Origin of the sequence: Psychrobacter sp. ANT_H56B, assembly GCF_008369245.1 — a bacterium.
Lineage (GTDB): Bacteria > Pseudomonadota > Gammaproteobacteria > Pseudomonadales > Moraxellaceae > Psychrobacter > Psychrobacter cryohalolentis.
The window spans coordinates 1-22,665 of the sequence record NZ_VOBF01000006.1 but is presented as its reverse complement, the minus strand read 5'-3'; the positions used below and the strand labels follow the sequence as shown (position 1 = coordinate 22,665).

Below are 22,665 nucleotides of genomic sequence, written 5' to 3'. Positions count from 1 at the left end.
GGTAAATAAACAGTAACGTTATGATGTCTCCTGCTCTTATCTCAGATATGCTGCTTCCTGTGTGGGTGAGCATCAAGCTTGCTGGTGTCACTACCTTATGCTTGCTGGTGTTCGCAACTCCATTCGCCTATTGGCTGGCGAAGCCCAGCCGCAGCCGTATCGCTGGGCGCATCAAAATTATGCTCATGGGCGTGATTGCGATGCCGCTGGTCTTACCGCCTACAGTAATTGGTTTCTATTTATTATTACTGTTAAGCCCCAATTTTGGTATCGGTAAGTGGCTGTTGCAATACAATATCAGCGCCTTTGTCTTTACCTTTGAAGGACTGGTCATTGGCTCTATTATTTACTCGTTGCCTTTTTTTGTTCAGCCTGTCTATGCGCAATTTTTACGCATTCCAACCAGTGTCATGGAGGTTGCAAGCTTACTGGAACCTAGCCGTTTCAGACGCTTTATACGGGTAGCATTACCGCAAGCTCGTATCGGTATCATCCTTGGCAGCTTAATCAGCTTTGCGCATACCATTGGCGAGTTTGGCGTGGTACTGATGATTGGTGGCAGTATTTCGGGTGAAACCAAAGTGGTTTCCATTGCTATCTATGAGCAAGTAGAAGCATTGAATTACGAGGCAGCACACATGATGTCTGCTATTCTTATCATAATGGGTATGGTCATGGTGGCGCTGATTGCAAGTGTCAGTCGACTCTATCAGCGCCCATAAGCGCATGAGTCAAATTTAAAATTTATGCGGTTTTTTAGCATCTTTATTTTCTTCTTAAGCCTATCTGACTTTCGATTTTCTTGCATACACAACAAAAAACCCCTCATCCAACCGATAAAGTTAGCATGAGGGCGTTATTAATCATATTTAAAAATTCATAACTGTTTAAAAATGGAACTTCACTAAAGCGCTCGCGGCATTCTGCGTTTTGTCACTACCAAATTTATTCTTCCAGTAGCTATATTCCATACCGACTTCTAAGCGGTTATCAATACCCAACACTTCTTGTAAGTTGTATTTTAATTGCGGATTGATATGGATATTATCTTTCACAGAATCATCTTCGCTGTTAAATGCATAGTCAACATAACCATCTATGACAAAGTTATTTTTCTCCCAGCCATAGGTTAAGGTAATCTGTTGATCATCAGCATTGTCCTTATCATTAAACGCATGATATAACGATGCCGATGCATATTTCATACCCGGAATAGGGACATTTAAATCCGCGCCAACACCTACCAGATAGTTATCTTGACTAAAACCGTTACTGTTTGAGCCAAACTCGTACTGCCCCGCTAAATTGACTTGTTTGATAAAGCTGTTATCAAACTTTGCCAGCTTAAGTTTGGGCGCAAGCTCACCATAGGTTTCCTTAAACTCTTTACCTGCTGCATTTTCTTTACCTTGATGGCGATCGACAAAGAAAAATACACCACCCCATGTATGGGTCGAGGCATGCTCTAAAGTAACGGTGGTTAAGGTTTCTTGAGGCACTAGCTCATAATCAGTACCGTAAAGCGCTGAGATACTGGTATCAGTGAAGAGCACTTTTGCTTGAGCGCTGCTCATAGCGCCTAAAGCAGCAATGGCAACAAGCGCATAGCTTAGCTTATTAGTGATTGAGGATAGGCTTATAAATGAATGATCACGCACAGTAGTATTCCTTTATTTACAGTCGTTGGTGCCTAGCAACATTGCCATCATGGATATCATGGCTATAAACGGGGTTTAACTTCCTGTTAAAACGCACCCGTACTGCTAGAGGGAAAAAGGCTATTAGCTTTCAATAAAAATAAAACGTCATCAAAACAAGCATCAATGCTGCTAAAACTACAAAAATTTTCTTAATAACTTATTTCAGTAATCCCAATTTTGGCAGTAATTATTAACACTTTGAAGCAGTTAAGCATGTTTTATAAGGGCTGACAACTGCATTTTAGCCCCAAATATCAGTAAAAAACGTACTCTAAGTTATTGATATCATCTAAGTTTATGATTTTATTAAAATAACTGACTAAATGGTCAGGAATATTAATTTTGTAAAGGAGGAAGAAATATTGTTACTATGGTCAATAATCTGCTGCTGAAATACTTGGAGAATTTTTAAACAGAAAAAAGCCTCAATTATGTAAATAATCGAGGCGACATTTGCTTAAACAATAACATCTAAATACAGTCTTAATTATTTGGCTACGTGGGACGAGAAGCTCGAATTTTCTTATTTGATACTTCTTTATCTAGCCATCATCAACTCAACATTGACTTGAAAGTAAGAGTCATCTTTTATAGTAATACTGACCTTGCCATTATGGGCATTGGCGATAGCTTGCACGATAGATAAGCCTAAGCCTGTTCCCGAATGCATCGTATTCGTTTTATCATGACGGTAAAAGCGCTCAAACAGTTTATCAGCCTCTACTTGAGTCAATGGTTGATCCAATCGATTGGTGATTACTACTTTGAAAGATGCAGGATTTAATATAGATGACCTCATATCTTGCTTATCACTCGTGACAGTATGAGGCACAGTCGGGATCTCAATACTAGAGGCTTCAATAATGATCACACTGTCACTAGCAGCATAATAAATGGCATTTGACATGAGATTGGCGAACAGTCTTTGTAATAAGCTTTCATCTCCTAGCACAGCTTGGAAGTTGCCCGTCTTTTCAAAAGAGATATTCCGATCTTCTGCGATTAGCTCATAGTAATCAATAAGCTTAGTGAACATTGACTCGGTATCAATCTGATTGAGCTGTGAGTCAGACAGCCCTTTTTGTGTCTTTGCTAGCAGCAGCATATTATTAATCAGCGTAGATAACTGCTCAAGGGTGTCATGCTGATGGTGCAGCTGCTCAACATATTCATGGCTCGCTCGAGGCTTACTTAACATCACTTGGGTTTGAGTGCCAAGCGTCGCCAGCGGAGTACGTAGCTCATGGGCAATATTATCTGAAAAGCGTGATAACGATTCAAAATTACTTTCTAGCTTTTCCATCATTAAGTTATAAGACTCAGCCAACGGTCGTAGCTCTAAGGGCATATTACTGACCACCACCCTTTCATGTAACTGCTCAGGATTAATACCCTTCATCTTTTGGACGATAGTAGCGAGTGGCGCAAATCCCCAATAGACACTTAATGCGGCAATTGACACCAGTAATAGTGTGATCGCGATCAGTATCAAGCTCAGCTGGCGATTAAAATGTATAAGATACTGATGATGAACATCGATAGGCAGCGCAATAAGCGCTAAAGCCTCGTGGTTTGCAATGACCATCGCTCGATAATGTCTACTATTAATTTTGATCATAAACTGCTGATCGCGATAGTCCTGCCGTAGTTGTAACAAGCTAAAGTCGGTCGGTAAATCATAGATGAAATTACTGGGATCGCTGGATAATAATTTGCCATTTTTATCTGATATTAGTGTTTTTAAATCATAATCTAGCCAAGAAGAATGCAGGTGATTGTCATCAATGAGTGATTGGGACTTTGAAGCGGTTAATGGCTCTACTTCCTCGCCCAAGGCAACCATACGTTTGCGCAAATTAAACGCGGCATGAGTAATGATCTCTGAGTCCATTTGCTCAAAGTGCTCGTTAACAGAGCGCTGAACCCATATATAAATAATGACTTGAGAGATGACAACAAATATGGTCAGTAAAAAAACAGTGCGCCATAACAGCGGCCAACGTCGATTCTTAAATTTATATCTCATTTTATTTTGGATCATCTTTGTCATCGTCACCCACGCCTACAGCCAGCGGCTCTAACCTGTAGCCCATACCGCGTACTGTGTGAATCAGCTTGGTGTCAAAACCATCATCGATTTTGATTCGTAGACGTCTGATAGCTACGTCAATGACATTGGTATCGCTGTCAAAATTTATATCCCATACTTGCGAGGCAATCACAGTACGTGGCAGTACTTCACCTTGACGTTCTAGGAAAAACTGTAATAAAGCAAACTCTTTGGCAGTCAGTTTGATAAGGGTGTCTCCTCTATATACAGTGCGTTTGGCAATATCCATTTTTAGATCAGCGGTATGGATGACTGTGCTTTTATAGTCCGATTGGTTGGCACGTCGCAGCAAACTTTTTATTCTAACAATCAGCTCAGCAAAAGCAAAAGGCTTAGTCAGATAATCATCGCCACCAATTTCAATACCTTTGATTCGATCGCTTAAATCATCTTTAGCGGTTAAAAATAAAACAGGCGTATGCTTTCCAGCGGCACGGTAGCGCTGTATCAGCTCAAAGCCACTGACGTCAGGTAGCATCACATCCATCAGCACCACACTAAATTCTTCAGTCATTAGCGCATGATAGCCATCTAGACCAGTCATATAATGATCCACGATGAAGCCGGCCTCAGTTAAGCCTTTCTTAATATATTCTCCAAGTTTTTGCTCATCTTCTACTAACAGTACTTTCATCGTCGCCTACCTTCATATCATTATATTTGTCAACAGCGTATCACTAACGTTGTTAGATTATCATCTATATATTTATCAAAAGTCCTTGTTATAACAGCGCTCTATGGATAAAAGCGGATAATGACATTTGGTTGTAATGACAAGCAGATGACAGTATTGTTTTGTTTCTAACAAAAACGTCATGTCCGTGTCATCTCGCTGTCAGCCTCTATTTAGTATTCTAAATCAACGCCACATAGAAGCTTGTCTCTGATATAGAACGCTTCTATGAGTTAGGCAATTATCTTACTTAAATGATTTATTATTTGAATTCAAAGGGTTTTAAATGAAAAAATATAGTACATTAAAAAAAGCAGCTTTACTTTCAGTATCAATGTTGGTTGGTATGTCAGCGGCCAATGCTCACACCACGAACTTAGATGCTTCTATTCTTAGTAGTTGTGATGCGGTTACTAGTTTTGCAAAGAACGCAGATCATAACGATGCACAAATTTCTAGCGCGCAAATGAAAGGTTATGTCGATGCGAGAGTCGCGTGTCAGGTTCAGCATCAGGATCAACACTTGCAATCTGAAAAATATTTTGTGAAAAATTACAATAGCGAGAAGTAATACTAAAAGATTACTTGGGATATTGAAATCCCAATATGTGAAGATGACAATATTGTAATCTTAATATCATGTGCCAGTCAGAATGAGTAATGTATCATTGAGGCTGGTCTAACTGCTTTACCCTCAATAGCTCTTAATCCAATCAATAGGAATTAATTATGTCGCAATTTAAAGCACTGACTAAATCAATCGCCATTACTGCCATCGCTCTTGTTGTATCAACCTCAGCTCTAGCGCATGACCCTAAAATGCATGCTGAAAAAGATCAAATGAACTGTGAAAAAATGCAAAAGCATATGCAAATGATGGGAAAAATGGATCATAGCAAGATGGACATGAATGACCCTGCTATGAAAGCCATGATGGCCAATATGAGCAAAATGAAGCAAATGTACCAAAAACATTGTGTGACTACTGACAGTAAATCTTAAAAATTTCAGCTCTGTTAACTCACAGCTCCTCTCTAATAGCAGAGAGAAATTAACGGAAATAAGTTTTTAGGAAAATATATGAAGTTTTTATTGGGTGTGCTCTTTACTTTGTTTGTGGCAATCGTTGGGATGTTTACGGTTGTCAACAGTGGTATTGTCAACGTGGGTGCAGACCAAGAGCATAGCCCAATGATGTATAGCTTTTTAGAAACTGCGCGCAATCGTTCTATACAAACTGCCAGTAAAGATATTGTGGTACCAGACTTAGAGAAGGCTGACATGATCAGCTCTGGTGGCGCGGACTATAAGGATATGTGTGCAGGCTGTCACTTGTCTCCGGGAGTGGTACAAACTGACTTTAGCGAAAGCTTATATCCAAAGCCACCCAACTTTACCAAGGCTGATATCGTCAAACGTTATCAAACTGAGGATGGTGCAAAGCAAAGCTTTTGGGCCATCAAACATGGCATTATGGCTTCGGGAATGCCTGCATGGGGCGCCTCCCATGATGACGATAGAATGTGGGCAATGGTCGCTTTTATCAGATCGCTACCTGAATTAGATGAAGCTCAGTACACAATGCTAACCACTCGGATAGATGACGATATGATGGACATGTCATTTGATGGTGATATGAATATGTCGGATGATGGTATGGGTATGGAGATGTCGGAAGATGGTTCTGGAATGCAGCATTAACCCTGTCTGTATATAGAAGCATCATCATTAAACGTTATCGTTATTAACAATGCAGTACTGTACGGTGCTGCATTTAACGTTTTTAGTTAAGACCACAAATATAGGGTCCGGTTTTTAGAGTATCGAGCATAATAATAGACACTTAAAGGTGATTTGATGAGACATTACATACACGGGTTTTCTAATGGACATCACTGGTTATCCGGTCGTGTCCTTTTATTGATGGCGGTATCAGCACTACCCCTTACACTAGCCGCTTGTAGCCAATCTACTACCAGTGTCCCTGATTCTCAACCAGTAAAGGTTGAACAGTCTGCTACTCAGAATGCACAAGTACAAAACGAAAGTTCGGCTCCGGCAGATGCTCCTGCAATCGACCCGTCATCATTACTCAAAAACGTCTCAGCGACCGTCTATAAAGATGCCAACTGTGGCTGCTGTAAAGAATGGGTAGGCTATGCAAAAGACAATGGATTAAGTGCAACCGCGCAAGATGTGGCAGATGTCTCTTTATTCAAGGATCGCTATGGCGTACCACAGCAAATGCGCTCTTGCCATACCACCGTTACTACCGACGGTTTCGTCTTTGAAGGACATGTCCCTGCTAAACACATGGCTCAGTTCTTAGAAAATCCTCCTATACAAGCCATTGGTCTTGCCGTACCTAGTATGCCAGTTGGCAGCCCCGGTATGGAGTATCAAGATAAATTCATGCCTTATAAAGTAATGCAGCTTAATAAAGACGGCACCACAGAAGTTTATGCCGCTATTGATTCTCCTCAGCAGCAACTATAATTTTGATGGTTGTTTTGGCTGAGATCTGGATAAATTGAATGTGAGTAGCATTAAAAGCGGCTTAATAAGATTCCCAATCGTAATTGACGTATCGTTAAATATTATAACCATAAGCTTAACCACCATCTCTCAAATTAAATTAGGTCATCATTATGAATAAACAGAACATATTGAACCGCCGACGTTTTTTAACTGGATCCTCCGCTGTCCTTGGCGCCTCCTTGATACCGACCATTGCCAGTAGTGCATTGGGACACTCAAGTCGTTCGGGCAGTCAGAGCGCTACTATCAATAGTGACCAAAACACTCATAAAGTGCCTATATTGACCGGTAAAGAGTTTGACTTATACGTCAGTAAACAGTCCGCTATTGTCAACGGTAAAAAGAGCATGGCAACGCTCATCAATAATTCACTGCCAGCACCGACGCTAAAGATGGTTGAGGGCGATACGGTGGTGATACGTGTTCATAATCAGATGGATGAATCAACCTCTATCCATTGGCATGGATTGCTGGTGCCGTTTGAGATGGATGGGGTGCCGGGTATTAGCTTTGATGGGATTCCTGCAAACAGCACCTTTACTTATAAATTCAAATTAAAACAATCAGGCACCTATTGGTATCACTCACACAGTGGGTTCCAAGAACAAACCGGCATGCTAGGTGCCATTGTGATTGAACCTAAAGGGCGTGAGCGTCATCCTATCGATGAAGACCACGTGATCGTGCTCAGTGATTGGACCAGCCGCAACCCGCATAATCTCTTGAAGCTACTCAAACAGCGCGCCGACTTTGACAACTATCATCTGCCAGACTTCAAGAAGCTACTGTCTGATATCGCTGAAACGGATATGAAAACTGCGTTTGATAAACGCAAAATGTGGAATCAGATGCGCATGATGCCCACTGATTTTACTGACTTGTCGGGCGAAAACACCTTCACCTACCTTATAAATGGCAAAACCACCGCGGCTAATTGGGCACAAATCGTCAAGGCAGGACAGCGCGTTAAATTACGCTTTATCAATGCTTCAGCGCAAACCATCTTTGATGTGCGCATACCCGGTCTCAAAATGACTGTGGTGGCAACCGATGGTATTGATGTCGCACCCGTTGCGATTGATGATTTTCGTATTGGCGTGGCTGAGACCTATGATGTCATTGTCACCCCAACCAAAGATGCCCATACCATATTTGCCCAAAACATAGATCGCTCAGGCTATGTCGCTGCGACGCTTGCCACCAAAGAAGGCGCTCGTGCAGCAACGCCTGCTATGGACAAAATCGAATGGCTCACCATGGCAGATATGATGGGCGCTATGGGTGCTGATGGTTATAAAGCCAAGCATGCCAAAACTGAGTATGACTTCAAATCTGACATGCGTGTGGACAGTCCACGTATGAACCTTGATGATCCAGGTATTAACCTGCGTAACATTGATAGAAAGGTGCTGAACTATAGCCAGCTGCGCTCTGTCGATGAGGCAATATTTGCAGAGCAGCGCAAGCCTACCCGAGAGATCGAGCTACATTTAACCGGTAACATGGAGCGCTATATCTGGGCGTTTGATGGGGTTAAGTTTAGTGAAGCGACACCGGTTAATATTAAGCCGGGTGAGCGCGTGCGTATTACCTTAGTCAATGACACGATGATGAACCATCCGATGCATTTACACGGCATGTGGAGCGATTTGCGCATGCCTAACGGCGAGTTTCAGGTGCGCAAGCATACTATTATGGTGCAGCCGGCACAAAAAATCAGCTTTGATGTCACAGGTGAAGCTGGTCGATGGGCATGGCATTGTCATCTGCTCTATCACATGGAAGCTGGTATGTTTAGAGAAGTGGCGGTCATTTAAGCAAATCTTTGATTGATAGGTGAGAGATGAGATGAAAATACATAAAGTAGGTTTACGGTTCGCTGGGGCATCATCATTGGTACTGCTGGCATCATCATTTGCTAATGCTGCTGACCCGTCCACTGCTAAAAAAGACATGATGATGCCAGGCATGGATCATAGTAGTATGGATATGTCAGGTATGGACATGTCAGATATGGATCACAGCGGCATGGATATGTCAGATATGGATCATAGCGGTATGGACATGTCTGGTATGGATATGTCGGATATGGATCATAGCGGTATGGATATGTCGGATATGGACCATAGCGGTATGGATATGTCGGATATGGACCATAGCGGTATGGATATGTCAGGTATGGATCACAGTGGCATGGACATGTCGGGTATGCAAGGTGGTAAGGCGCCAGCTGATGCACGAAGTTCCGACTACTCAAACGGCGTTCCCTATGGACAGTATGGTAAGCCTATGATGATGGGTGATATGCCATTATGGGGTGTTTCTGTAGATGATTTAGGTTATCAGTTTAACGACGATCAGATTAATTATGAGGTTGGTGCTTGGTATGGCGTAGATGAGCGCCGCCTCTCTTTACGCAGCGAAGGTAGTATTCAGACCGAAGGTGATAAAGAAATTGATAGTCTGACCTCACTATCTTACTGGAAGCCGCTAAGTATCTTCTGGAATGGCGAGGCCGGTGTTGCTTATGATACCGAAAATGACAAACCTGCCATTATGGCGGGTATTGTCGGTACTATGCCTTATTTTATTGAAACCGATGCCAGAGCTTATCTGTATTCTGATGGACAAGTTCGATTGGACCTTGGCGCAGAATACGAGTGGCGTTTGAGCCAGCACTGGGTTGTGATACCGGAAGTAGGACTAACAGCCTTTAGTAAAAAAGACAGCGACAATCATATTACCAAAGGTTTTAACGAGATGGATGCTGAAGTGAGGCTCACTTATGAGACATTCAGTCGCCAACTTGCGCCTTATGTGGGTGTGAGTTATGAGACAGCGCTTGGTAGTGCTCGAGATCAGCGTCGTCAACATAATGAATCAGTTGATAGCAGTAGTTTGACTGCGGGGGTTAAATTCTGGTTCTAATATTATTAATGTAATAGGAGATATACTATGAATGCTTCAGATCAAAACAACATGAATCATCAACAGGGCATGAACCCTTATATCAAGTTCACCCTGATGATAGTGACGTCTACGATTGTGATGTACATCATGATGTATTTCAATACCTATGAGTGGGATCACATCTACTTTAGCGAAACCCGAGCTTATATGGCGCTCTACATGGGTGCGGGTATGGCGGTCATTATGCTCGCCTTTATGGGTAATATGTACAAAAAAACCAAAGTTAATTTGATGGTTTATGGACTAAGTGTGTTGATGTTTGCCGTTGGGATATGGGGCGTGCGCTCTCAAGCAACTGTCGATCAAGTCGATTGGATGCAAGCGATGATACCACATCACTCGATTGCTATTTTGACCAGCTCAAGAGCAGATATCGAAGATCCTAGAGTGCAACAGCTCGCTGACGATATTATTAAAGCGCAAAAGCGTGAAATCGCTGAGATGCAAGCGCTGATCGAAGAGCTGGAATAGACAATGAGGTATGTAAATATTATAAAGCTCTCTAATAAAAAAATACCTGCATTCATGCAGGTATTTTTTTATTAGAGAGTAAGCTGCTTCAAGAAAAGTGACAAAAAATAAAATGGCAAGTTCATAAAAATAAAGGGTTTAAAGAGAAATTCAGGCACAAAAAAACCTCAAACAATCTAATGTTTGAGGCGAAACTTGCTTAAACTCGAAAGTCTAAATTCGTTTTAAATATGGCGCAGCGGACGGGACTCGAACCCGCGACCCCCGGCGTGACAGGCTAGAACCACCATATTTCATTGATGTGTATTAAAGTGCTTTAACCTACAAACGCTTATGCATAAAGAGTTAATAAGAAATTATCTAAATGACGTTTAGCGTCATTTAATGTTGTTTATCAAGTCAGATATACTAATTTTGGTCACTTACAAAGTATAAAATTTATACTTTTTTAATTTATTTAAGTATATATTTTATACATTTATTTCAGATCGGTATTGCTAAAAGCGCCTTAATATACCCCCTTAATCCCTCCAAAAATCGTATCCCAGTGTTTCATTGTTAGCGAAGGACTACTGATCGCTGAACTAGATGTGGTTTGACTTACTGTTAAGCGGTGTGATAAAAATCTTTCAAGTTTAACTGTATGGGATTAGCGACGGGCATCAGTTGTTAGTATTAATACTTGAGGCTTTGTTGACCTCAGTATAGCTTGAGCTATTAGACTGATTCTTTTGGCTGCCAATGGTCGCTTGGATGCGGGTGTTGCCTACGCCTTTTATGCTGCCCGCATTGATACTGCCCGCCATTCTTTTGTTATGTTGGTCGTTTTTTAGCCAACGCTATGTTGAGCCTTGAACACTTCTAACTTACTTTCTTAAAAATGATAAAATAGATACTAAATACTTCCCTTGAGACATATTATGAAAAAAAACAATATCGAAACGAGTAAATTTTTAAGCTATATTTTGCGACATAAGCCTGAGTCTATAGGTTTAATACTTGATAGTGAAGGATGGGCTAATATTAATAAATTGGTTCAATTGACCAATTCATCAGGTAACAACATCACTTTAGAGCAAATCTACTCTATCGTAGAGAATGATAAGAAAGGACGTTTTTCGATCTCGGACGATCGTCAGTTTGTTAGAGCAGTACAGGGTCACTCGTTAAAGAAAATTGACTTAAAACTAGAAGAAGCCATTCCTCCTGTAAGCCTTCTTCATGGTACGGCGCAACGTTTTATCGAGAAAATCAACGATGAAGGGCTTTTACCAAAAGAAAGGCAATATGTCCATTTAACAGAAGATTATGACACAGCAATAAAAACAGGTATGCGCTACGGCAAACCTGTTGTATTAAATATCGATAGTCGCAAGATGCAAGAAAATGGTTATAAATTTTATCAGGCGGAAAATAACGTTTGGCTTACTTCCACCGTTCCATCAGATTATATTGCCATTAACAAATAAGATAATTCGGCATACTACCCGCTTTTCTAAAAATATTAATCTGAGGAGTTTATTACCAGTAATCCTGCTCAGCTTTAGCAAGCCATTCATCAAAATTCTCGAATATCATAAATGAAGGCAAATGAGTAAGATCAACTACTATTACTCTTGGATCAGCTGAACAATCGTCGCCATCAAAGTAAGCCATCCAATCACTGTTTTGAGCGAATGGAATTAAGTTAAAATCCTTAATTTTATTGTTTCTAAGACTATATGATAGCTTGGCTCCCTCAGTTATAGAATCTAAGAACCACCATTGAAAATATTCATCAGACTGTACCGTGTTAGTGCAGTTTGCTAATTGTAGATAACGAGCAGGATAAATGAATCCTGCTGGCAAAATCTCTACTGGATAAGGTCTAAAGCTTTCTTGTTTGATCATTATTTCATAACCTCTGGATCATAAATACTGCCATTCGGGAAAGTATCCGGCCATTCCTTAGATACTCCTCTTTGTGTTGCTTGCTTTTTAACTCTGAGCTCAATAGCTTCGCCCCATGTACTAGGAACTTTACCTTCAAATATCAAATTTTCTGCTCTTTCAAGCGGTATAGGATCAGAATAGTTGTGAACGTTAGCTTCCACTTTAACGCCAGCTTCTCGCGCAGCAAGAATTCGAGTATTATCAACACTAGTTGGTGCGCCATCAGGCATATTTACGACATCTACTGGATCGCCTATCCATGCATTATTAGTTTTCATATCTGCCAATATCGTATCATAGTTATAATCTTTACCAGGTTTTTGATAACTCACTGTCTTTTGAGAAAAAGAAGTTATAGTTGGGTCTAGACTTTGTCTTCCAGTTGGTAAAACATAGTCGCCGGTTTTATCAATATTTGATAAGTTTCCAACCACACCTGTTTGATTATTATTAGGTACGTTAATAGCGTTCGAAGGCGTATGCAGCTTAACAATTCCATCACCTACTTTACCTGTTAATCTTACAACCTGACCAGTAGCAGCGCCACCTGCTGCACCAAGCATTTCACCTGCCCAATATAAACGTTGCGCTTCAGCAAACTCCTTTTCAGAAGTAAATCCAGCATCATAATAATTGCCTTGTAATCTTAAAAGTCTATCGTAGTACATCTTCATTTTGGCAGAGTCAATGGGTCCGACCTCATTATTTGTAGCGGATTCATAAATATAGCTAGGCGCTTGCTTTAAACCTTCGAAAATAGTTCCTAGATCAGTTGCTATATTTGCGCCTTCGCCTGCACTTGCATAACCAGCTTTTTGGCCCTGTTTATACAGTTGCTGTGCTAGATAGTCATCGACAGGAATAGCTACGTTGTTTATATAGTCCTCTACATGCTTGTCTCCCTCACTATAAGCATCAAAGGTCGTTTTTAAGTTTATGAAAGGATTAGACAACTCTTCTTTTGTAATGTATTCAGAGTTGAAAAGTTGAGAATATCCTGCATTTTTGGCCTCTTGTTTAAGAAATACTCTGACAGCTGGATTTGCAGCACCGATTTCATCCACTGCCATCATCCAGTTATAGTCATACATAGCAGCAGCATTCAAAGATAACAACTGCTTAGCTTCCTCCTCCGTTAGACCATATTTATCTGCAAAGCGCTTGACACGGTCTTTATCTAAAATAAATTGGATTTCACTCGGATGCAGCTGCCTATTGTTCGCATCCACATTAGTAGCGATCACTGTACTCGACGTATCAAGTCCAGCAGCACTACCAACACCTAATAAAGTTAAACTAATCACACCGCTTGCAGTGCCTTCGGCAATGTCCGCACTCATGCCTTTATCAATGAGCGCTTTAACTACTTTAGCTTGCACATCATTGAGCGTTGGCGCAGCTGCTGCAACACCACCTGTGGTTAATGCACCCTCGACACTACCTGTACCTAATGCACCAAGCGCCGTATGAGCAGCGACACGATAGATTCCGCCTTCATCCCATTTGGCAATAGCTGCATTTTTCTCTGCATTGCTGAGAGTCGTGTCAGCTATAATCGCTTTGATACGATTATTGGCAAAGTCTCCAACGGCCTTCGGCGCTTCCTTGCCGAACTCTTTAGTAATCTGCGTCTGCGCCCCCAGCTCCTCAGTGACACGATTGGCATCAAACACACTCTCAAGCTTACCAGCAAGTGCTTCGCGGTTGTCCATCGTGAATATGCCTTGCTCGTCGTTATAGCCACTGACGCCGCCTTTAGTAATACTACTGTTGCTATCGCCGTCACTGCCATAGCCGAGACCATTCATCGTCGCTTGTGGTTTATCTTTGATTTTACCAACACTGAGGCCAACAGAGATCGCATCACCTTGATAGCTTGTGGTGTTTATGATGTCGGTTGAGGTGACGCCTTGCTTGAAGACAATGTTACTTTTTCCCTTAGCTTGTGCTTCCTCTGAGGTCAGGAACACGGCTCCTGTAAAGGTGCCTTTGCCTTCAACGACTAGATCGGCTTCATTGGCGAAGAAGCCTGTTTGCTGGGCTACCATCTTAGAGTCGGCAGTGATATTGGTCTTAGCGCCATTGGCTGAGAAACTTGAGCCTTTACCGTTACCCATGATGTCAACATCAAGGTTAAAGCCTGCGCTCTTTTGATTGCTGTCATAGGTATAAGTGTCTTGTGGCGATTCCATGTTGACATTGCCACGGATAATGCCTTGAACTTTATCAGTGTTAAAGACAACGCCTTTGCCGTTGACGTCGTTAGCAATATCAAAGGTAGTCGTGCCACCAACGTTGACTTGAGTGTTGGCATAAGTCACTGAGTCGCTGTTGGCATACCCTTTGCCTTTGCTAGCACTGGCAGTGATACCGCCTGAGCCACTGCTGTCCATATAACCGCCAATAGCCATACTTGAGCTAGATTTGGTGCTACGAGTTTTGCTGTTTTGCGCGACGCCGTTTAGGTTAAAGTCATTATCGGCTTTAAAGAGGGCATCATTAGTGACATTCAGGTTACTGCCATTGACGTTAATATCGCTATCAGTGCCTGCGCCTGTGGCGATCAGTGCTAAGTTGTTGGTGGTGATGTTAGACGCTTGGTTTTTCTCAGTGTAGCTTGAGCTGTTAGATTGACTCTTTTGAGTGCCTACAGTGGCTTGAATGCGGGTGTTGCCAAGGCCTTTAAGGCTTTGTGCATTGACACCGCCAGTAAGTAGTCCTTGTGCGGCTTTGTTAGCTTCTTTAGCAAGGGCTTTGACCTTTAGCGCACCAGCAACACCTGCCATGCCTTTCATGCGTACGTTGTCGGTGTTGCCTCCAGCGTCGATTAAGCTGTCAATGCTTTTGGCACTGTCAACAAGACTGTTAGAGACTGAGACGGTAAGTCCGCTTTGCTTGAACTTGGTTTCGCTTTGATTGGTATAGACGTCTTTGACACTATCGATGTTGATCGTTTTTGCACGGATGACGGTGTTGCCACGATCCGTAGGGCTGATGTCTTTATCACTATCAGCACCCATACCTGCAATGATATTGCTGCCAGTCTGCTGATACTTACCACCTGCACTAATAATGACGTTGCCGTCGATGGCACCGACATTGCTTGCGGTGTGGGTTAGTGTAGTGCTGGCATTGCTGTCATCGTTTTGCTGTTTGCCAATGGTAAAGCCCATGCCACCATCGGCACCATCGGCACCAAATAATCCTGACTTTTTAGTTTGACTAAAGGTGCTTTCACTTGAGGTGTTTTGCGCGGCTAGAATGTCGATGTTGCTACCAGCAGTGAGACTGGTGCCTTTATCGCTGATGGCGTTAGTACCGGTTAGACTGATGTTATTACCGGCTTGAATAGCAATTTGATTGCCTTCAATGTTGCTGGTGACAGAGTTATCGCTTTGAGAGTCAAAACGGTCTTGAGTCTTAGTGGTGCTAAAGACTCCTTTATCAACCGTTTTGACGGCGGTGCTTAAGTTTTGTGAGTAGCGACCTTCAACGAAGGTGATGTCATTGCCTGCGATGACTCCAATGGTGCCAGTATCGCTGTTGATTTGTGTGGCGGTGCCGGTGATGTTATTACCAGCTTTGATGATAATGTCATCACTACCCGTGATTTGACTGCCTATATCTAAGGATTCACCTTGCTTATAGTAGTTATTGGCATCACCAATACTGTTGGATTGGTAGCCCACATTGACAGCATTAAGGTTGACATCCCCTGTAGTGTTTATAACGCTACTACCGCCTAAATTATCAAGACGGCCAGCGGCAAAGGTGGTATTGCCGCCGACATTAGCGACAAAGGTAGTTAGGGCATTACTATTGGCGTCCACCTGACCTTTGAGGCCATCGCCAACATAGATACTGGCAATTTGCGCAATATCTGTGCGTGTTGCGTTGCTAGCACCTTTAACAGATTCGGTGCTGTAAGTGAGACTCTTGTTATTCAGGTCGCCACCGACGTTAAGCTGCATGGCGTTGTCCGCTTGCAAGGTGCCACCAAGGTTATTTAAGTCGTTAAGCGTACCTATTTGAACATAGTCACCTGCAATAAGGCCGCCATTTTGATTAGTCAGATTGCTGACGTTAATCTTAACCTTTTTATGACCGACAATACTGCCTTGGTTGCTCAGATCGCCCGTAAGCTGCATGTCGATATTATTAGCAGCGATTAGGTTGCCTGTGCCATCGATTTGACCAACGGCTTGACGGGTATAGACTTTGGGTACGAGTACCTTTTGAATACTACCATCAGCAAGGGTAATATTCTGCTGTACTAGCCAAACGATATCGGTGGTGAGGGTGGCGACTTGAGCATCTGTTAAGGCTATTCCCGGACGTAGATTTAGCGTTTGGGCAGTAGTAACCCCTGCATCCATCAGGCCTTGGTACTGCGTGTCTTGATTACGGTAGTCACCTAGATAGTAGCGACCCGTTAGCATCATAATCTGATCACGAATATACTGCTGCTCATAGTAGCCATCACCCAAGCGCTTTTGAGTGATGTTAGGATCGAGCTTAAGTCTATCTAACATGTAGCTTGATGATAGCCAGTTTTTATAGTTAGCAAAAGCAGGATCGGTCTCGATCAGATAATCCGCATCGCTGTCAGGGTTGACGCCGTATAAGCTACTGTTGGGTAGCGTGGGCGCACTATCACTGCTGCGAATCTCATCGGTTGGCGTTTGGATGATCTGTTGGTTATCGTTGTCTGTTATATCATGAGCGATCACGACTTTATCTAAGTCCTGCTCTAAGATCGGCAACTGATAAGACTCTAATTTCTCAGGGGCTTGAACATAAGCACCTAAGTTGTCTTTTACAATTTTATGTTTGCTACCTGTTAGTCCTGAAGATTCGACATGCCGGTAAATCACGTTACCGTCTTCAATATATTTGATCTTAAAGCCTTGTAGATCTGATTCGCCTACATTGGTAACGCTATCACCAGTGACTACAAACCCTTCACCGAGTCCAAGCTGACTTTTATCATTGTTAAGCTGATTCCCTTGCAAGGTAATCACGCCACCTGAAATGATTCTAGAGGGGTCTGAGACGACCGTTCTGTCTTCGGTGATGCGCTGATTGAAATTAAAAATGTAGAAATTTTCGCCACCGCTTGCACCTAATGGCTGATTGGTTGCGATAACGTAAAGATCTTCATTATCAAGCTTTTTATCATCGCGTAGCTCTACCTCTGCCGCGTCATACTTACGCCCATCTATATCTGGGTCATACGCTCGTGCATCATCGCCTCCTGCTGCAAACTGTTCTTTATTCTCAACTTCACCAACAGGGAACGCCTCTTTTCTAAAGTCAGCATTGACGTTATTCAGCAGATCTGTGCTGATCGTCATATCACCGACAGACTCGATAGAAGCGCCTTTGTTGGTTACCGTAGTCGCACGGCCTATAGTTTGATGATTAGCATCTAAGCTGCCGCCGATATGCAGCTCTCCATTACTAAGCAGACGAGCTTGATCATTGAAGTCTGCATTAAACTTACCAGCGCGCGCCTGATTGGGATTATTGTTTAGGGTAGTGACGCCGATATCTAAGCGATTGCGGGCTGCGATGACAGGCGCAGGATTTGAGTTATCAGTATTAGTAATGGCGTCCGGAGTATTATTGAGCATGTTAGCCGCTATTGCGACCTGATCACCATAGATACGACCACCACTATAATTATTGACAGTACTGCCAGCATCTAAGTGGGTGTTTGAGCCGTTGATTAATCCGCGATTATTAATATCAGTTTTTGCACTCAGCTCAGTAGTGCCATTACTGATCAGCTCACCCCCAATGGTATTATCGATGCTATTGGCCTTAATAGTGAGCGCGTCTTGAGCCACTAGTTTGCTACTATTAGTAAAATTGCCTTGGCTCGTTAAGGCAAGAGTCTTGCCTTGAATATTATTGTTACTACTATTGATAGTGATGTCGTCAGTGACACTAATATCAGCACGTTGTACACCGATGATAGTGCCATCAGTATTGCTAAAGCTTTTGGCATTAATCGTTAGATTTTTATCGCTTTGGATACGACCTTTATTATTGGTCAAGTTACCACGGCTATCAAGAGTGATATCCCCTTGACTGCTAAGCTCTCCTTCAGTGTTATCAAACGCTGAGCTTTGCGTCGTTATGGTGCCATTAGAGCGTATTAAACCACTGGTATTATCTAGCATGCTTTGTGCGTTAAGCTTAATATTACCGACAGCCTCGATAGTACCTTTAGTATTATTAATCTGATCAACAGAAGTAATAGCGATAGTATTAGCCGCTGTAATCTGACTATTACTGTTATCAAAGTTTGCCAACTGCCAGTCAATGTTTTCAAGCTGCAAACGGCTACCGTTATTGGTTAGACTGCCGTTATTAGCAATATCTAAGCGACTGACGGCTAAGCTGGATTTGCCTTGGTTAACCACAGTGTCGGTAGCGATGTTAATTTTACCATTACTATAAATACTACCAGTGTTAGTGACATTACTGGTACTGATACTGCCATCACGGGAGATAACAGGTAGTGGTACAGGATTGGGCTCAGATGGCTGCGTCGTATCGTTGTTATCTACACCCACACTTCTGCCATTAGTCGCAGTCGTTGGTGGCTTTTTAGTAGGAATGACAGTAGGCGGAATGCTGGCGTCAGCATATAAATCTTGACCGATAATGCCGCCTTGTTGATTAACTAAAGCGCTAGTATCAATTGCCAGTTGACCACTGCCAGTTTGCAATAATTTACCGCTATTATTTAGAGCGTTAGCTTTTACATCAAAGCTACCAGTGGCGATCTCACCTGAGTTATCGATAGTGCCTGTTTGCTGCAAGCTTAAGGTGCCTCGGCTACTTATCACGCCGCTGTTATTTAAGGTACTGCTATTTAGCGTGGCGGTATCACGGCTACTTGCAATCGTTCCTGAATTATCAACGCTGAAACCTTTAGTCGCGATATCAACCTTACCTTGATTGGCAATCAGGCTCCCTGAGTTGATCAAATTACCATCATTGTCTAACTGTAAGCCACCAGAGCTTGCAATGATGCTACCCGCATTGGTCACACCCATGCCTTTATCGGTACCAATCAGACGGATTTTTCCTGCATACATCGCCCCAAGTGCCGACACATCAAGCGCCACACCGGTTGTAGTGTTGCTAGCATTACTATTCGCTGAAGTGATGACAGTGTCTTGAGCATCAGCCTCATAACTGACTTTATTGCTGCCAGTGATGACATCTAAATTCTTAGCGTAGACAGCGGCATTAATCTCAGAGGTCTTAGCTATAATCTGCGTGTAGTCAGAGCCGCTAGTATCCAAACCATCACCGTCTATACGAACCTTACCACCTGACACATCAAAGCCAGTGAGCTTGCCTTGATCCATCAAAGCATTACCGGTGGTCAATGTCGTACGCGAGGCGTTAATAAACCCGCAACCGGCACAACTGATACCAGCAGGATTGGCAATCACCAGCTCAGCTCGTCCGCCTGCAATTTCTGTGTAGCCGCTCAAGCGACTTGGATCGCTTGAATTGACCTCATTTAGAATAACGCGGGCTTCACCGCGAGCCAGATACGGATTACCCTCAACCCAACCAGCAAGCTGCGTCTGAGCATTGGTGCGACTGTTATTTAAGATAGCACCATCAGCACCCACATCAAACTGACTAAAGACGTTGCGTGAGACGCCAGCCGCGCTTGGGGCTTGAATATTCACTTGAGTGGTGCCGTTTGAAGACTTTAATATGGTTGCTTGTTGATTGGCAGCAGCGTTACGATCAGCGACAATACTCGTGGCATCAGCATAAGCGCTATGACTGATACTGACGCTGCTAGCAACGATGGTGGCAAGCCCTAACGCCAATAATACATGTGAGCGCAGCGCTACAAGCTGACCGCCTTGATAGGTACTATTTGTTTGAGCAGCCGTTTGCGAAGCGCCTGCTACTTGGCTTATTTTACTACCGCCATTAGCAGGATTACCTGTTTTACCTTGAGAGCGTGCTGCCTCTGACACCACCATGAGCATACCACGGGCTTTATTAAAGATAACTCGGTAGCAACCACTGTTCATAATGATGTCCTTAGGTATAGCATTGTTTATGACAAATATTTTTTGAGCTAAGAAATTTGATAGCGCTTAGAGGCGAGTCTTAATACTGCCAACCCAAGCTAAAGCCCGTTACCCACTCTTTATCACTAAAGTTATCGGGCTGAGCTAAAGGATAACCAGCAAATAAGTCATAGCTGGTTCTAATCGGCGTGACATAGCCTTTAATTCCAACGACGCCGCCAACCAAGTGATTGCCGAGCAGCAGATCATCTTGCGCAGCATTGTCGAGCTTCACATAACCAGCATCAATACCAGCATAAACCGCATGCGGCTTATCTCCTAGATAGGCACTGAGCTCTTGTCTTAATAGCGCACCATGATCGCCACTTAAGCTACGCTCGCCATCAAAGCCTCGTACGCTATAGCGACCACCAATGCTAAAGCGCTCATTGGGTGTCAATGCCTCTGTCGCATATTGCCCTTTAAACGCTGCATGGTAATTGAGCGCTGTATCAGCAAGTCTAATTGGTCGATCCACATCAACACCGACTTTAACAATACCGGCACGCGCACTGCCTTCATTAAATAAGGCTTCAGGCGGACTGATGGCATTAAAGGCAGCGGTACCACGCTGATAGATCACATCACCTATCCATTGGGTTTTACCAATGATGGTCTCGTAACCAATACCTGCTTTATAACCTGCCGTGCGGCGACGCTGCACTTCAACTTCGGTATCATCGATATAGTTGTTTTGCTGCTTGGCATAACCACCTGCTTTTAGATAGGTTTTACTATGATTGTCGCGGTGGACCAAATGGCTAACTAACGCTTCCGTATTATAAGACTCACCACTATAAATATAATCCTGATTGGCACCGGCAACCGTCTGATCATAGTTGTAGCCGCTGTGCGTCAGGGTCAGTTGGGTATTATCAATGGGCAATACATACCCGACGTTATAGCCCCAACTGCCATCATTCTTGTCATTACCACCATCAAGATCATGGTTATAAGAGAGGTACAACAAATCGTTATGCCAAGTCGGGTTGTCTAGTGAAAAAGTCACATTACCTTGATAGATACCCGTGCTCTCTTGACCTGAGTCATCAACAGAGGCAGATAAGCGCCAGCGCTTGTCTTGCTGCCACTTGACTGCAATATCACTATAGCCCGGCGTGCTCATACGGCTACTTGGCGCAATAGAGAAATCTGCATCGGCCGTAGGCACACGCTTAAAGTTCTCAAGCGCTTGTTCAATATCACGAACGTTTAATAAATCACCGGAGCGCATTGGCATGGCAGGTGCGAAGTTGGCAGGGTTGCCCCCACTATTGAGGCGGCTATCGACATAAATAGGACGACTGGCTTTAATATCGACCGCCGTTATCTGATCGATACGTCCAGGAATGAGGGTGAGGAATAGATTGCCAGATTTAAGGTTTTGGTTTTGTACCAAGACGCGAGTGGTCACGTAGCCTTTTTCGATAATGCGGTTTTGAACGTTGGTGACCAGCTGATTGATGTCATTGACCGATAAACAGCTGCCAAGTAAGGAGGACTTGCCCATCGTATAAGGCGTCAGTGCAAAAGTGAACTTCTCGCTCAGCTCGCCGGTTAGATAAATGTTATTGATATCAAAACAGGGAAGAGAAGCTGGGTCAGTACTCTGAGAAGCAGAAGGTATGATGGAGGCTGAAGGCGCAGGCTTAAAGACGTTGGTATCGATCGTGACATTGGGATTAATGAGCTGTTGTTGCTTTAAGGCTTCGCTACGCTGCTCTTGGTATTGCTCAGGCGTGATAGCCTGAGCGGCCATGCTCATCAAAATACCCGTCACACTGATCGATAAAAACTGCCACCCATGCCCTGCTCTATTCTGAATAAAAATACTTGTATACATAAGTCCACCATTTTTATAGTGAAAAAATTATGCTATTGATGGCATCTCATTGCAAGCTTTTTTTTCATTGTCTATTAATACCTACTTCATTGTTTTTAACATACTTTTGAGTGCTTGTTTTATGTTGATGGATACTTTTCTATAGGAATAAGCTTATCCATACAAAGCTTGTTCCTATAAAGATTTAGGGGCTGTAGTAGATAAGGATTAAATATCACACCATTTTCTCAACGTTTTAAGCTGATTAGACGGTGCGCCATAATTGAATCTAAACTCACACTCTTTTAAAAATAGAGGGAAGTTCTTTTTATCAA

The 22,665-nt window shown here is 42.8% G+C and carries 16 protein-coding genes and 1 pseudogene; 9 read left to right on the top strand and 8 right to left on the bottom strand.

All coding sequences use genetic code 11. The annotated features are described in order from the left end of the window. Positions 1-20 precede the first annotated feature (20 nt). Positions 21-722 (top strand): molybdate ABC transporter permease subunit, encoded by a 702-nt coding sequence (gene modB / locus FQ082_RS08375; RefSeq protein WP_149492758.1) that lies wholly within the window; start codon positions 21-23, stop codon positions 720-722. 165 nt (positions 723-887) lie between these two features. Here modB and FQ082_RS08370 read toward each other — a convergent pair whose 3' ends face one another. The 3 genes from FQ082_RS08370 to FQ082_RS08360 form a co-directional block, all read right to left on the bottom strand. Then, positions 888-1,658, bottom strand: coding sequence for a DUF5020 family protein (locus FQ082_RS08370; RefSeq protein ID WP_149492757.1), 771 nt, complete (start codon positions 1,656-1,658; stop codon positions 888-890). A 580-nt stretch (positions 1,659-2,238) separates the two neighbouring features. Further along, positions 2,239-3,726, bottom strand: a complete 1,488-nt coding sequence (locus FQ082_RS08365; protein ID WP_149492756.1) for an ATP-binding protein — start codon at positions 3,724-3,726, stop codon at positions 2,239-2,241. A 1-nt stretch (position 3,727) separates the two neighbouring features. Continuing rightward, positions 3,728-4,444, bottom strand: a complete 717-nt coding sequence (locus FQ082_RS08360; RefSeq protein WP_149492755.1) for a heavy metal response regulator transcription factor — start codon at positions 4,442-4,444, stop codon at positions 3,728-3,730. 325 nt (positions 4,445-4,769) lie between these two features. Here FQ082_RS08360 and FQ082_RS08355 point away from each other — a divergent pair, with 325 nt between their 5' ends. The 7 genes from FQ082_RS08355 (at position 4,770) to FQ082_RS08325 (ending at position 10,462) form a co-directional block, all read left to right on the top strand. Further along, positions 4,770-5,054 (top strand): hypothetical protein, encoded by a 285-nt coding sequence (locus FQ082_RS08355; RefSeq protein ID WP_149410012.1) that lies wholly within the window; start codon positions 4,770-4,772, stop codon positions 5,052-5,054. A 158-nt stretch (positions 5,055-5,212) separates the two neighbouring features. After that, positions 5,213-5,485 (top strand): hypothetical protein, encoded by a 273-nt coding sequence (locus FQ082_RS08350; RefSeq protein ID WP_020443008.1) that lies wholly within the window; start codon positions 5,213-5,215, stop codon positions 5,483-5,485. A 78-nt stretch (positions 5,486-5,563) separates the two neighbouring features. Beyond that, the gene (locus FQ082_RS08345) at positions 5,564-6,184 is read left to right on the top strand and encodes a c-type cytochrome (RefSeq protein ID WP_149492754.1); all 621 of its coding nucleotides are present in this window, start codon (positions 5,564-5,566) and stop codon (positions 6,182-6,184) included. A gap of 156 nt (positions 6,185-6,340) precedes the next feature. Beyond that, on the top strand, positions 6,341-6,979 hold the full coding sequence (locus tag FQ082_RS08340; protein ID WP_041772227.1) for a DUF411 domain-containing protein: 639 nt from the start codon (positions 6,341-6,343) through the stop codon (positions 6,977-6,979). A 152-nt stretch (positions 6,980-7,131) separates the two neighbouring features. After that, positions 7,132-8,838 (top strand): copper resistance system multicopper oxidase, encoded by a 1,707-nt coding sequence (locus FQ082_RS08335; protein WP_149492753.1) that lies wholly within the window; start codon positions 7,132-7,134, stop codon positions 8,836-8,838. Between the two features lie 31 nt (positions 8,839-8,869). Next, positions 8,870-9,949 carry a copper resistance protein B gene (locus FQ082_RS08330; RefSeq protein ID WP_149492752.1) on the top strand — a complete coding sequence of 360 codons (1,080 nt, stop codon included), beginning with the start codon at positions 8,870-8,872 and terminating at the stop codon, positions 9,947-9,949. Between the two features lie 27 nt (positions 9,950-9,976). Continuing rightward, positions 9,977-10,462, top strand: coding sequence for a DUF305 domain-containing protein (locus tag FQ082_RS08325; RefSeq protein WP_020443003.1), 486 nt, complete (start codon positions 9,977-9,979; stop codon positions 10,460-10,462). A 662-nt stretch (positions 10,463-11,124) separates the two neighbouring features. Here the strand turns inward: FQ082_RS08325 and FQ082_RS13075 are convergent. Beyond that, complete coding sequence (locus tag FQ082_RS13075) at positions 11,125-11,268, bottom strand: hypothetical protein (RefSeq protein WP_223145351.1); 144 nt, start codon at positions 11,266-11,268, stop codon at positions 11,125-11,127. Between the two features lie 114 nt (positions 11,269-11,382). On the opposite strand from FQ082_RS13075, the gene FQ082_RS08320 reads away from it, so the two are divergent. Beyond that, positions 11,383-11,931: an RNA 2'-phosphotransferase gene (locus tag FQ082_RS08320; protein ID WP_149492751.1), complete on the top strand. Its 549-nt coding sequence runs from the start codon at positions 11,383-11,385 to the stop codon at positions 11,929-11,931. Between the two features lie 52 nt (positions 11,932-11,983). Here the strand turns inward: FQ082_RS08320 and FQ082_RS08315 are convergent, their stop codons facing one another. The 4 genes and pseudogenes from FQ082_RS08315 to FQ082_RS08300 all read right to left on the bottom strand — a co-directional run. Next, entirely contained in the window at positions 11,984-12,352 is a 369-nt protein-coding gene (locus FQ082_RS08315; protein WP_149492750.1) for a hypothetical protein, read from the bottom strand. Then, positions 12,352-20,469, bottom strand: coding sequence for a hemagglutinin repeat-containing protein (locus FQ082_RS08310; RefSeq protein ID WP_149492749.1), 8,118 nt, complete (start codon positions 20,467-20,469; stop codon positions 12,352-12,354). Before FQ082_RS08310 ends, FQ082_RS08315 begins: the two co-directional genes overlap by 1 nt. A gap of 79 nt (positions 20,470-20,548) precedes the next feature. Then, positions 20,549-22,351 carry a ShlB/FhaC/HecB family hemolysin secretion/activation protein gene (locus tag FQ082_RS08305; RefSeq protein ID WP_149492748.1) on the bottom strand — a complete coding sequence of 601 codons (1,803 nt, stop codon included), beginning with the start codon at positions 22,349-22,351 and terminating at the stop codon, positions 20,549-20,551. Positions 22,352-22,558: 207 nt separating this feature from the next. Further along, positions 22,559-22,665 (bottom strand): annotated as a pseudogene (locus tag FQ082_RS08300) (IS1595 family transposase); the annotation flags it as partial.

What these genes read in the sequence shown, in the direction of transcription:
- FQ082_RS08315 (WP_149492750.1), bottom strand. Translation starts at nt 12,352, where the DNA reads ATGATCAAACAAGAAAGCTTTAGACCTTATCCAGTAGAGATTTTGCCA.
- modB (WP_149492758.1), top strand. Translation starts at nt 21, where the DNA reads ATGATGTCTCCTGCTCTTATCTCAGATATGCTGCTTCCTGTGTGGGTG.
- FQ082_RS08340 (WP_041772227.1), top strand. Translation starts at nt 6,341, where the DNA reads ATGAGACATTACATACACGGGTTTTCTAATGGACATCACTGGTTATCC.
- FQ082_RS13075 (WP_223145351.1), bottom strand. Translation starts at nt 11,268, where the DNA reads ATGGCGGGCAGTATCAATGCGGGCAGCATAAAAGGCGTAGGCAACACC.
- FQ082_RS08360 (WP_149492755.1), bottom strand. Translation starts at nt 4,444, where the DNA reads ATGAAAGTACTGTTAGTAGAAGATGAGCAAAAACTTGGAGAATATATT.
- FQ082_RS08320 (WP_149492751.1), top strand. Translation starts at nt 11,383, where the DNA reads ATGAAAAAAAACAATATCGAAACGAGTAAATTTTTAAGCTATATTTTG.
- FQ082_RS08305 (WP_149492748.1), bottom strand. Translation starts at nt 22,351, where the DNA reads ATGTATACAAGTATTTTTATTCAGAATAGAGCAGGGCATGGGTGGCAG.
- FQ082_RS08355 (WP_149410012.1), top strand. Translation starts at nt 4,770, where the DNA reads ATGAAAAAATATAGTACATTAAAAAAAGCAGCTTTACTTTCAGTATCA.
- FQ082_RS08335 (WP_149492753.1), top strand. Translation starts at nt 7,132, where the DNA reads ATGAATAAACAGAACATATTGAACCGCCGACGTTTTTTAACTGGATCC.
- FQ082_RS08345 (WP_149492754.1), top strand. Translation starts at nt 5,564, where the DNA reads ATGAAGTTTTTATTGGGTGTGCTCTTTACTTTGTTTGTGGCAATCGTT.
- FQ082_RS08330 (WP_149492752.1), top strand. Translation starts at nt 8,870, where the DNA reads ATGAAAATACATAAAGTAGGTTTACGGTTCGCTGGGGCATCATCATTG.
- FQ082_RS08365 (WP_149492756.1), bottom strand. Translation starts at nt 3,726, where the DNA reads ATGAGATATAAATTTAAGAATCGACGTTGGCCGCTGTTATGGCGCACT.
- FQ082_RS08310 (WP_149492749.1), bottom strand. Translation starts at nt 20,469, where the DNA reads ATGAACAGTGGTTGCTACCGAGTTATCTTTAATAAAGCCCGTGGTATG.
- FQ082_RS08325 (WP_020443003.1), top strand. Translation starts at nt 9,977, where the DNA reads ATGAATGCTTCAGATCAAAACAACATGAATCATCAACAGGGCATGAAC.
- FQ082_RS08350 (WP_020443008.1), top strand. Translation starts at nt 5,213, where the DNA reads ATGTCGCAATTTAAAGCACTGACTAAATCAATCGCCATTACTGCCATC.